We start from the raw sequence: 11,374 nt of genomic DNA on the forward strand, positions 1-11,374 counted from the left end.
GCTCAACAATTTTATGAGACAGTCTGGTAAGAGCAATGGAACTCCTATGCCCTGCAGGTAACTTGCCTGCACTAAAAACTGCAATTGATTGTGGTGCTGATGCGGTTTACATCGGTTTTAAAGATGATACCAATGCCCGTCACTTTGCGGGTTTAAACTTTACAGGTAAGAAACTGGAAAAAGCCGTTCAGTACGTTCATGACCATAAGAAGAAGATTCATGTCGCTCTCAACACTTTCGCTCATCCAGACGGCTTTAGCCGTTGGACCGATGCGGTCGACCGTGCAGCGGATAATGGCGTAGATGCTCTGATTGTGGCAGATATCGCGGTACTTGATTACGCATCGCAAAAGTACCCTGACTTAGAACTTCACTTATCAGTACAGGCCTCGGCAACAAACGTCGCGGCTATCGATTTCTACAAGAACAACTTTAACGTCAAGCGCGTTGTTCTGCCTCGTGTTCTTTCGATTCATCAGGTGAAACAGCTATCACGTAATATCACCAGCGATGTCGAACTTGAAGTGTTTGCGTTTGGCAGCCTATGCATCATGTCTGAAGGACGCTGCTATCTCTCCTCATACATGACTGGAGAATCACCAAACACAGTGGGGGCATGCTCGCCTGCCAAATATGTTCGTTGGCAAGAAACCGATAAAGGGCTTGAGTCTCGCCTCAACAACATTCTTATTGACCGTTACAGCGAAGGTGAAAATGCAGGTTATCCGACCTTATGTAAAGGCCGTTTCACTGCCGATCTAGAAGAGCAAACCAAGGCTTATCATGCTTTGGAAGAGCCAACCAGTTTGAACACCCTCTCTATGCTCCCTGAGCTGTTTGCCGCGAACGTAGCCTCGGTAAAAATCGAAGGACGCCAACGCAGCCCTGCCTACGTGGAGCAGGTAACACGTACTTGGCGAGCCGCTATTGATCGCTATCTCGCAAACCCTGAAGGCTACCAAGTCGAAGCGGCTTGGGATGCGACTCTAGCAAACGTGTCAGAAGGTAAGCAAACAACACTCGGTGCATACCACCGCAAGTGGCAGTAGAGGTCAATATGGAAAAAAACATGAAATACGCGCTTGGCCCACTACTCTATTTCTGGCCAAAGCAGGATGTCGAAGCTTTTTATAATCAGGCTAAAAGCAGTTCAGCAGATATCATTTATTTGGGTGAAAGTGTTTGCTCTAAACGACGTGAAATGAAACCAAATCATTGGTTTGATATTGCCAAAGAGCTTAATTCTGCTGGCAAACAAGTTGTCCTTTCGACCATGGCTCTTCTTGAAGCGCCGAGCGAAGTCAACATCATGAAGAAGTACATCGATAATGGTGACTTCGCGATTGAAGCCAATGACGTTTCTGCAATCCAGCTAGCCTCTGAGCGTAAGGTACCGTTTGTGGTTGGCCCTGCGGTCAATACTTACAATGCCCACACGCTCAACCTGTTTCTTAAACAGGGCATGATCCGTTGGTGCATGCCTGTCGAGCTGTCTCGTGAGTGGCTGAGCAAAGTATTAACCCAATGTGATGAGATTGGTATTAAGGATAAGTTCGAGGTCGAAGTCTTCAGTCATGGCTACCTACCTTTGGCTTACTCAGCTCGATGCTTTACCGCAAGAGCAGAGAATCGTGCCAAAGACGATTGTGAGACCTGCTGTATTAAATACCCAACAGGTATTCAAGTAAGCAGCCAAGAAGGCCAGCAAGTGTTCAACCTGAACGGCATCCAGACTCAATCAGGCTATTGCTATAACCTGATCAACGATCTGCCAAGTATGCAAGGATTGGTCGATGCCGTACGCCTGAGTCCACTTGGCCTTGATACCTTCTCGCAAGTTGAAAAATTCCGCGCGAACGAGAGTGGTCATAGCCCAGATCAAATCGATAACCGTCAGTGCAACGGTTACTGGCATCAACTGGCCGGTCTAGAAGTGAAGAACGTCTAGTTAAATTTATGACACATGATAAAGGGCTCAAATGAGCCCTTTTCTCTATGCGATGACCTGTTCGGTCGATGTCACTTTTAAGCGCTTGATATCTTTCCACAACATGGTCATAACCACCACACTCAGGGCTATATTAGATAACGGATACGCAATCCAAATCCCCGGCACACCAAACAACTTAGGCATGATGTATAGGAATGGTAGCTGAATTAACATATTTCCGACCGTTACAAACATCGCTTTACTACCCTTGTTAATTGCCTGGTAGTAGGCACCCGCTACCACTAGGAAACCATCCAGTGCCAAAGCAAACATATGTAGGCGAATACCCAGTACCGTATACTCCACCAGTTGTGCATCTTCCTTATTGAAGACAGAGACAAACTGAGTTGGGAACAGGTTCAATAGTACGACAAACACCACGCCAACCAGCACCGAGCTGTACATCGCAACCTTAAGTAACTTACGAATGTTATGTTGATTTCTTGCCCCATGGTTGTAACTCACTAAAGGCTGCATACCGTTGGCGATACCTTCTGCTGTCAGGTAATAAACCGTCACGATATAACCAAGAATTGCATAGGCGCCAATCATCAATTGATCGCCATATTGAGAAAACAGCGCGTTATGCAGCGCGACCATCATTGAGCCATAGGCGTACATAAAGAAGCTTGATGCGCCAATGGCAAAGATGTTTGGGATCGTCGCTAGCTTTAAGCGTAGATCTTTCCACTGTAGGCGAAGTTTCGCGTGAGAAGAAAAGAAATATGCAAATCCCAGTAAGGTCACACCCCCCTGAGCGATTGCTGTCGCCAGAGCCGCACCAGTCAGTTCCCAGCCCCACAATGCAATCAACAGGTAATCCAGCACGATATTGACCACTGCACCCACAACCATCAAAAATGTCGCGATGTTTGGGCTTTCATCGTTACGCAGCAAAAATGGCATCGCAATCGAGCCCAAAGTAAAAATACAGGCCCCAATCAAGATATGTAAATATTGTAACCCCAGCTCAAATACTCGGCCTTCAGCTCCCTGCCAACGAAGAAAATCATCTGCGAACAGATAGAGAACAACCGAGACCACAGGCACCAAAGCGATAAGTAGCAGTAATCCCGTCGCGAGGATCTGTTTTGCACCTTGGTTGTCTTTTTTTCCTTGTTGTATCGAAACGAGTGCTCCGGTTCCGACACCAACCAACATACCTAGCCCAAGAATCGAACCAATCATAGGCCAAGCGACATTAATGCCAGCCAGTCCATCGGCACCGACATAACGGCCAATAAAGATACCATCAACAACCTGATACAGGCCGTTCACCAGCATCGCAGCTACGGTTGGAATTGTGTATTTCCAAAATTGTTTATAAATGGATGTTTGCATTTTTCTCACCACTAGTTAGCAAGGCTAACTAAATAGACAAAATTTTTCTGATATTTGGTTACTTAAGTGATTTTTCTAGCAAGCTAATCAGTAGACGGCTCTCCGCCTCAGTCAGCTTGTTATTCATTGACTCGGCAATGCTACGATAAACCACTTGCTCTAACGACAGGTCCTTAATCACCTGCTCAGTCAGAATGACCCGTTTTGAACGTCCATCTTCGGCACATGAGATGCGCGAGACTAAACCTTTCTTCTCTAATCTTGCGACCATATTCGACGCTGAAGGCTTACTCACCTGCATCTCTTGAGCTAAATCCGTAATACGAATTCCCTGCTCATGCTCTTCAATTACCCGTAAGTAATCATATTCATTAAAACTAAGGTTAGATAACGAATCCTCTTTGGCATGGACTCGCCACGCTTTTGAGCAAAATCGCTCTAACTCCATCAAGCTATTTTCTAGTGTCATCATTTACAGATTTAGTTAGCAAGGCTAACTATTTTAGCCTTCATTTTCTCATCAGGCAATAAAAAAGCCGCTGTTGAACAGCGGCTTTTCAAGTTTCAGACTATCAGTGGCTATTTTTCGCCTGTATAGCTTTCTCTTTGTTCTTAGCTAAATGCTCAGCCTTAACCTGGTTGTAGATACGGTTGAGCTCAAGGAAAGAGTATCTATGCTCAACATATTCAAAGACGTTAAACGAGATTGCGAGTTTATAAAGTGAAATAGCGCTCGCGTAGTCACCTTCCGTTTGATAACGCTTACCAAGGTAGAAGTAGGCTTCCGTTAAACGCTGAGCCAATACGGTATTGTCCCGCGTACCGGCTAAGATAGCTTTAAATGCCTGATCTTCAGTGACGTCGCCCAGGGTGATCGCAACCAGTACCCACCCCCACTGCTCATCACGAACCTGGTAGCTGTCAATCAGCTCTTGGCGAGCAATCTGTGGCTCTTTTTCCATCTTAATGATGTAACGCCATAGCGCTCTAAATGGGTCACTCGGATCTTCAAGATAGTGCTTCTGCATATCTTCCAAAGCTAAGTCGATACGATCGCCATAGTAAAGGGCAATAGCACGATTTCGTGCGGCATATGAGTTATCTGGCGCGAGTTCAAGAGTCGAGTCGAACGCATCATAAGCGGCATCAAACTCACCGACTTGGGTGAAATAAACACCAAGTAGGTTAAACAGATCTGGCTGAGCAGGGTTAAGCGCTAGCGACTGGTTGTAATCGAGTCTTGCAAGATCTCTCAGACCAACACTGTCGTAGTAATTACCGCGCTCAAAAAGCATCTTGGCACGAATGTCATTAGAAAGATCTGGTCTCTGCAGGAGTTGCGACAAACGCGCAATCTGCACTTCTTGTTGAACACTTGCTTGTAAAGGAACCGCCATTGGTGGATATAACCACTGAGCGTCGTTGCTTGAGGTAGATGCACAGCCCGCTGTAATCAACAGAGCAAGGCTAAGGCTAGCGGTTTGAAACCATTTCACAGATCAGTACTCCTGTTACTGGGTTTTCACCCAGAGTCATCCGCATTAAAAAAGGGAGCTTAATGCTCCCTTTATAACATGCTTTTAGCGTATTAGGCTAATTCGCCTGGTCCGCTCGCATTATGCGTCTGAAGCAGGTTTCTCTTCAGCTGCAGCTTCTTCAGTCTTTTCAACCGCTTCTTTCATGCTTAGACGAACGCGGCCCTGACGGTCGATTTCAAGAACTTTAACTTGAACTTCTTGACCTTCAGCCAGGTAGTCAGACACTTTCTCTACACGCTTGTCAGCGATTTGAGAAATGTGTACCAGACCATCTTTACCTGGAAGAATCGTTACAAATGCACCGAAGTCAGCAAGACGAGCAACTTTACCTGTATAGATACGACCTACTTCAACTTCAGCAGTGATCTCTTCGATACGACGGATAGCTTCTTTAGCTGCAGTACCTTCAGTTGCTGCAATCTTGATTGTACCATCATCTTCGATTTCGATAGTAGTACCAGTCTCTTCAGTTAGAGCACGGATAACTGCACCACCTTTACCGATAACGTCTTTGATCTTCTCAGCACTGATCTTCATTGTGTGAATACGCGGAGCGAACTCAGAGATATCTTCACGAGCACCAGAAATCGCTTCATCCATTACAGATAGGATGTGCTTACGTGCACCTTGCGCTTGGTTAAGAGCAATCTGCATGATCTCTTTAGTGATACCTTCGATCTTGATATCCATCTGTAGCGCAGTGATACCTTCGTTAGTACCAGCGACTTTAAAGTCCATGTCACCTAGGTGGTCTTCGTCACCAAGGATGTCAGAAAGAACAACGAAATCGTCGCCTTCTTTAACCAGACCCATTGCGATACCAGCAACAGACGCTTTAATTGGAACACCAGCATCCATAAGAGCCAGAGAAGTACCACATACAGAAGCCATTGAAGAAGAACCGTTAGATTCTGTGATTTCTGATACAACACGTACAGTGTATGGGAACTCGTCTACAGATGGCATTACTGCAGCAATACCACGCTTAGCCAGTTTACCGTGGCCGATTTCACGACGCTTAGGAGAACCTACAAAACCCGTTTCGCCTACACAGTATGGAGGGAAGTTGTAGTGTAGTAGGAAGTGATCTTTACGCTCACCAGTTAGCTCGTCGATGATTTGAGCATCACGCTGCGTACCTAGAGTCGCAGTTACAAGCGCCTGAGTCTCACCACGAGTGAATAGTGAAGAACCGTGAGTACGTGGAAGAACGCCAGTACGAACGTCCAGAGCACGAACCATGTCTTTCTCACGACCGTCGATACGTGGGTTACCAGCGATGATGCTGCGACGTACAACTGTCTTCTCTAGATCGTGGAAGATAGTGTGGATTTCTTTAGTGTTCGCTTCTGGATCTTCAGCTAGTAGCACTTCGTTAACTTCTGCCGCGATCTCGTGGATACGACCGTAACGAGCCATCTTCTCAGTGATTTGGTACGCTTCAACAAGCTTAGCTTCTGCAAGTTCTGCAATCTTAGCTACAAGTGCTGTGTTCTCTTCTGGAGCAACCCAATCCCAAGCTGGAGTAGCAACTTCTGCTGCGAACTCGTTGATTGCGTTGATAACAGCTTGCTGTTGATCGTGGCCGTAAACAACTGCTGCAAGCATCTCTTCTTCAGTTAGGTTGTCAGCTTCTGATTCAACCATTAGAACTGCAGATTCCGTACCCGCAACAACAAGGTCAAGCTTAGATGTTTCTAGCTCAGTGTTGCTTGGGTTTAGTACTAGTTGACCGTCAATGTGACCAACACGTGCAGCACCAATAGGACCGTTGAATGGGATACCAGAGATAGCTAGCGCTGCTGAAGTACCGATCATAGTTACGATATCAGGTTGAACGTCTGGGTTTACAGACATAACCGTAGCGATTACTTGAACTTCGTTTTTAAACGCATCTGGGAATAGAGGGCGAATTGGACGGTCGATTAGACGAGCAGTCAGAGTTTCACCTTCAGATGGACGACCTTCACGCTTGAAGAAACCGCCAGGGATTTTACCTGCAGCGTAAGTACGCTCTTGGTAGTTAACTGTCAGAGGGAAGAAGTCTTGACCTTCAACCGCTTCTTTTTTACCTACAACAGAAACGAATACTGCTGTGTCATCCATAGTTACCATAACGGCAGCTGTAGCTTGACGAGCGATAACGCCAGTTTCTAGAGTAACTGTGTGGTTACCGTACTGGAACGTTTTAACAACTGGTTTTTCGAACATTGTTATTCCTTTCTCTAAGCACGTGCTTAGATTGAGTTAATTAAATTACTCAAGGCATTACGAATCGCGACTAGTAAAAGAATACTGCGGAGCAATAGCCTTTTAATAGTCGCGACCTTTTGGCCGACATCGGTGACTGTAATGCAAAAAGTAATGTGGAGATAAAACCACTAAGGTGGTTATAGCCGGACGTAGTATAAACTACTTAGCAGAGGTTTGGCACAATTTAGGCAACAAAAAAGGGGCATATAGCCCCTTTTTCGACAAACTGTTCTATGCAGCCGCTGATTAGCGACGTAGGCCTAGACGCTTGATTAGATCTTGGTAACGAGAAAGGTTTTTGCCTTTCAGGTAGTCAAGAAGCTTACGACGGCGAGAAACCATACGTAGAAGACCACGACGGCTGTGGTGATCGCCTTTGTGCGCTTTGAAGTGACCTTGTAGGTGGTTGATAGAAGCTGTAAGTAGAGCTACTTGAACTTCTGGTGAACCTGTATCGCCTTCAGTTTGAGCGTATTCTGCAACGATTGCTGCTTTAGTTTCTGCATTCAGAGACATAATTCTCTCCTAATAAGAGTAAGTTTAAATTTGTAGCAGCCAATCTCTGATTCAGCCGCTACGCGAAGCGCGGATTATATGAGATGTATATGGGTTAAGCAATAGGTAATTGTTCGAGAACATGATGTCTTATTAAGGAGTAGTTCTGTCAATACCTTTCACACTATAGGTTTTATCAACTTACTGCCCACCCCCACCTCCAGCAGGGCAAAGTCCGATCTCGATTCTCGGAGCGAAGCGTTCTCGCCCTCTCTAAACTCTCGCAGGGCGCAACCCGTTCCCATCTAGCCCTTTTCTGTTACACTTAGCACAATTCAATTAGACCCATGTCAATTAACAGGATTCATTATGAAAATCGGCATCATCGGTGCAATGGAACAAGAAGTTTCCATCCTTAAACAAGCAATTGAAAACCGCCAAGAAGTAAGCAAAGCAGGCTGTACTTACTTCTCTGGACAGATCAACGGTGTGGATGTCGTTTTGCTTCAATCCGGCATTGGCAAAGTGTCAGCAGCGGTTGGCACCACAATTTTACTGGACGAGTACCAACCTGACGTGATCATTAACACTGGCTCTGCGGGTGGTTTTGATTCTAGCCTCAACGTTGGTGATGTTGTGATTTCAACTGAAGTTCGCCACCACGATGCCGATGTGACGGCATTTGGCTACGAAATGGGGCAAATGGCACAACAACCAGCGGCATTCATTGCAGATGAAAAACTGATGGATGTAGCAGAGAAAGCGCTGTCACAAATGGAAGATAAGCACGCAGTTCGCGGCCTAATATGTACTGGTGACGCTTTTGTATGTAGTGCGGAACGCCAGGCTTTTATCCGCAAACACTTCCCATCGGTTGTCGCGGTAGAAATGGAAGCCGCAGCGATCGCTCAAACTTGTCACCAGTTCAAAGTTCCTTTCGTTGTAGTGCGTGCAATCTCTGATGTGGCTGACAAAGAAGCAGGTATGAGCTTTGATGAGTTTCTTCCGCTAGCCGCTCAAAGCTCATCTGAAATGGTTATCAAGATGGTTGAACTTCTAAAGTAAGTTAAAGAGACATCATGGAAGATCTGTTTCAGCAACTCTACTCAAATGGTGCGCTCCTCGTGTTGTGGGGCGCTTTATTATGCCATCTGATATTGCCCTTTCCCCGCGAAGCTCATCCAGCCATTTTGTGGCATAAATTCGCCGAGCAATTGGCCGATAAAGTCAACGTAAACAACAGCTACCAGCAAAGTATCATTTCAGGCAGCTTAGCTTGGCTACTAATGATTCTGCCTATGCTCGCCGTTTTAATCGCGTTAAAGCCATTGGTTTGGCAGCCGCAACTTTTTGAGCTGGCCTTTCTCCTTCTTGCCATTGATTGGCGCAATACAGATAAATTTACCGCTCAATTCGTTGCCGCTCTCGCCCGCGAGGACAAAGAGCAAGCAAAGATGCTAATTAAGCCGCTGATAAATCGCTCCACCGATCCGTTATCGCTACTCGGACTTGGCAAAGCCGGCTCTGAAACCTTGATTATGTCTTACGGGCGTAATGTCGTTGGAGTACTGTTTTGGTATGCCATTGCTGGCGGTATTGGGGCTTTTGGCTATCGAATGTCGGTAGAACTGGCTCGTGCTTGGTCCCCTTCAAGACAAAAGTTCTCGCCGTTTGGATTGACTGCTGTGCGTGCTGTCGCCGTCCTCGATTTTATCCCTTTGCGCCTGTTTGCGCTCATGATCGCCGTCGGTCACCGAGCAAAAGCCTCTGTCCAACTCATTCAACAGCAAGCAAGTTCTTGGCCTCTTCCTGGACCGGCTTGGCTGATCGTCGCTGTGGGCGGTAAGTTGGAGCTATCTTTGGGTGGCCCTGCCATCTACGACGGTAAAAAATCCGTACGCGCTAAGCTCGGCGGTCGTATTGCACCATCTGCCATACATGTGGCTCAAGTTCAGAAGATGTTGGCTTGGCGCATGTTCATTTGGATCATTATTCAAAGCCTGCTTATGGGCCTATTCTATCAAGGTATTTAGATGCGCCTTATCGTTGCCAGTTTAGCTGCACTGGTTATTCCCAGCCTTTTCGCAGCCCCCGTCGAGCGAATCATTAGTTTAGCGCCACATGCGACAGAGATTGCTTTCGCTGCGGGACTGGGTGACAAGCTTGTTGCGGTCAGTGAGCGTAGCGACTATCCAGAACAGGCAAAAACGCTGGAAAAAGTGTCCAATTATCAGGGCATAAAAATCGAGCGAATCATTGCACTTCAACCAGACCTAGTCATCGCTTGGCCCGCAGGTAACCCAAACGGTGAGCTGGAGAAGCTAAAGCAGTTTGGCATCAATATTTATTACTCACAAACCTCGTCTCTTAGCGATATCGCTAATAATCTCGAACAGTTAAGTGAATACTCAGACGATCCCAATATAGGCAAACGAGCCGCAGCCGACTTTAGACAACAGTTAGAAAAGCTTAAAAACGAGTACCACACAGAAACACCTGTTCGCTACTTCTATCAATTAAGCGCCCAACCCATCATCACCCTCGCCCAAGAGAAATGGCCAAGTGAGGTATTTACATTCTGCGGGGGCGTCAACGTCTTCGCCGACAGTGTCGCGCCTTATCCTCAAGTTGGGCTGGAACAAGTTATCATCAGTAACCCAGATGTCATCTTCTCTTCTGAACATGCTATTGCCGATGGCAATATGTGGCACAAATGGGCAAACCAACTTGATGCTGTTCAAAATAAACATGTCTGGTCATTAAACTCAGACTGGCTAAACCGACCGACGCCAAGAACACTCTTAGCGGTCAAACAAGTTTGCGAGTATTTTGATAACGTTAGGCGAAAACACTAACGGTCAATGGTGATATCTCGTACAATCCAGTCTCACTTTTATTCGCAACTTTTTAGTAAGAGATTTTAGTAACATGGACTCCATGCTGCTTTATTTGATCGACTTGTTCGGTACAGCTATTTTTGCCATTTCAGGCGTTCTACTTGCAGGCCGCTTAAAGATGGATCCATTTGGTGTCACCGTTTTGGGCAGTGTCACTGCTATCGGTGGCGGTACGATTCGTGATATGGCTCTTGGAGCAACCCCGGTATTCTGGATCACTGACACCAACTACTTATGGACTATCCTAATTACCTGTTTGATCACTATGCTCATCGTTCGACGACCAAAACGCCTAGCGTGGTGGGTTTTACCAGTGTGTGATGCGATTGGATTAGCCGTCTTTGTCGGTATTGGTGTAGACAAAGCGATGCATTATCAAGATTCAGCGTTGGTCGCTATCATCATGGGTGTAATAACGGGTTGTGGCGGCGGCATCATTCGCGATGTATTAGCGCGTGAAGTCCCAATGGTACTACGAAGTGAAGTCTATGCGACTGCGTGTTTGATTGGTGGGGTATTCCATACCACAGCCTTAGCGATTGGCTATGATAACGATACAGCTTTCCTCGCAGGTGTCGCTTCTACACTGATTATTCGCTTAGGCGCTATTCGCTGGCACCTTTCGTTACCGACATTTGCTTTGAACAAATAAGAGAAACGAGAAGCGAGAAGCGAGAAGCGAGAAGCGAGAAGCGAGAAGCGAGAAGCGAGAAGCGAGAAGCGAGAAGCGAGAAGCGAGAGATTTTTGGAAGGTTGACGTGAAAGCGTCAACCTTTTTTTCTGGATTTTAGACGTAAGTCCCTAACAAAAAACTCTGTATCAGATACCTACTCAGCATCTATAGCGTGCACCTCTCGAAG

General features: G+C 46.3%; 11 protein-coding genes. 6 read left to right on the plus strand and 5 right to left on the minus strand.

Annotation, left to right across the window (positions count from 1 at the left end; genetic code table 11):
• Positions 1-35 precede the first annotated feature (35 nt).
• Both DA100_RS13155 and DA100_RS13160 read left to right on the plus strand, forming a co-directional pair.
• Positions 36-1,049 (plus strand): peptidase U32 family protein, encoded by a 1,014-nt coding sequence (locus tag DA100_RS13155; RefSeq protein ID WP_138972561.1) that lies wholly within the window; start codon positions 36-38, stop codon positions 1,047-1,049.
• A gap of 20 nt (positions 1,050-1,069) precedes the next feature.
• Positions 1,070-1,948, plus strand: coding sequence for a U32 family peptidase (locus DA100_RS13160; protein WP_171052218.1), 879 nt, complete (start codon positions 1,070-1,072; stop codon positions 1,946-1,948).
• Between the two features lie 45 nt (positions 1,949-1,993).
• On the opposite strand, the gene DA100_RS13165 is transcribed toward DA100_RS13160, so the two are convergent.
• From DA100_RS13165 to rpsO, 5 genes are all read right to left on the minus strand, one after another.
• Positions 1,994-3,331 (minus strand): MATE family efflux transporter, encoded by a 1,338-nt coding sequence (locus DA100_RS13165; RefSeq protein WP_138972563.1) that lies wholly within the window; start codon positions 3,329-3,331, stop codon positions 1,994-1,996.
• A gap of 58 nt (positions 3,332-3,389) precedes the next feature.
• Positions 3,390-3,800, minus strand: coding sequence for a MarR family transcriptional regulator (locus tag DA100_RS13170; RefSeq protein WP_138972571.1), 411 nt, complete (start codon positions 3,798-3,800; stop codon positions 3,390-3,392).
• A 103-nt stretch (positions 3,801-3,903) separates the two neighbouring features.
• Positions 3,904-4,827: a lipoprotein NlpI gene (gene nlpI, locus DA100_RS13175; protein WP_138972564.1), complete on the minus strand. Its 924-nt coding sequence runs from the start codon at positions 4,825-4,827 to the stop codon at positions 3,904-3,906.
• Between the two features lie 120 nt (positions 4,828-4,947).
• A complete protein-coding gene (pnp, locus tag DA100_RS13180; protein ID WP_138972565.1) occupies positions 4,948-7,080 on the minus strand; it encodes a polyribonucleotide nucleotidyltransferase in 2,133 nt (710 codons plus the stop codon).
• Between the two features lie 288 nt (positions 7,081-7,368).
• Positions 7,369-7,638, minus strand: a complete 270-nt coding sequence (gene rpsO, locus DA100_RS13185; RefSeq protein ID WP_005472830.1) for a 30S ribosomal protein S15 — start codon at positions 7,636-7,638, stop codon at positions 7,369-7,371.
• A gap of 348 nt (positions 7,639-7,986) precedes the next feature.
• Between rpsO and mtnN the strand changes: the two genes are divergently transcribed.
• The 4 genes from mtnN (at position 7,987) to DA100_RS13205 (ending at position 11,166) form a co-directional block, all read left to right on the plus strand.
• Complete coding sequence (mtnN, locus tag DA100_RS13190; protein ID WP_138972566.1) at positions 7,987-8,682, plus strand: 5'-methylthioadenosine/S-adenosylhomocysteine nucleosidase; 696 nt, start codon at positions 7,987-7,989, stop codon at positions 8,680-8,682.
• Between the two features lie 14 nt (positions 8,683-8,696).
• On the plus strand, positions 8,697-9,650 hold the full coding sequence (locus DA100_RS13195) for a cobalamin biosynthesis family protein (protein ID WP_138972567.1): 954 nt from the start codon (positions 8,697-8,699) through the stop codon (positions 9,648-9,650).
• Positions 9,651-10,472, plus strand: a complete 822-nt coding sequence (btuF, locus tag DA100_RS13200; protein WP_138972568.1) for a vitamin B12 ABC transporter substrate-binding protein BtuF — start codon at positions 9,651-9,653, stop codon at positions 10,470-10,472.
• A 73-nt stretch (positions 10,473-10,545) separates the two neighbouring features.
• Entirely contained in the window at positions 10,546-11,166 is a 621-nt protein-coding gene (locus DA100_RS13205) for a TRIC cation channel family protein (protein ID WP_138972569.1), read from the plus strand.
• Positions 11,167-11,374 lie beyond the last annotated feature (208 nt).

This window comes from Vibrio sp. Hep-1b-8, from assembly GCF_006124995.1.
Lineage (GTDB): Bacteria > Pseudomonadota > Gammaproteobacteria > Enterobacterales > Vibrionaceae > Vibrio.

Excerpts from the sequence above, each read along its gene's own strand:
- DA100_RS13205 (WP_138972569.1), top strand. The coding sequence starts at position 10,546 with ATGGACTCCATGCTGCTTTATTTGATCGACTTGTTCGGTACAGCTATT.
- btuF (WP_138972568.1), top strand. The coding sequence starts at position 9,651 with ATGCGCCTTATCGTTGCCAGTTTAGCTGCACTGGTTATTCCCAGCCTT.
- pnp (WP_138972565.1), bottom strand. The coding sequence starts at position 7,080 with ATGTTCGAAAAACCAGTTGTTAAAACGTTCCAGTACGGTAACCACACA.
- DA100_RS13170 (WP_138972571.1), bottom strand. The coding sequence starts at position 3,800 with ATGACACTAGAAAATAGCTTGATGGAGTTAGAGCGATTTTGCTCAAAA.
- DA100_RS13165 (WP_138972563.1), bottom strand. The coding sequence starts at position 3,331 with ATGCAAACATCCATTTATAAACAATTTTGGAAATACACAATTCCAACC.
- DA100_RS13195 (WP_138972567.1), top strand. The coding sequence starts at position 8,697 with ATGGAAGATCTGTTTCAGCAACTCTACTCAAATGGTGCGCTCCTCGTG.
- rpsO (WP_005472830.1), bottom strand. The coding sequence starts at position 7,638 with ATGTCTCTGAATGCAGAAACTAAAGCAGCAATCGTTGCAGAATACGCT.
- mtnN (WP_138972566.1), top strand. The coding sequence starts at position 7,987 with ATGAAAATCGGCATCATCGGTGCAATGGAACAAGAAGTTTCCATCCTT.
- DA100_RS13155 (WP_138972561.1), top strand. The coding sequence starts at position 36 with ATGGAACTCCTATGCCCTGCAGGTAACTTGCCTGCACTAAAAACTGCA.
- DA100_RS13160 (WP_171052218.1), top strand. The coding sequence starts at position 1,070 with ATGAAATACGCGCTTGGCCCACTACTCTATTTCTGGCCAAAGCAGGAT.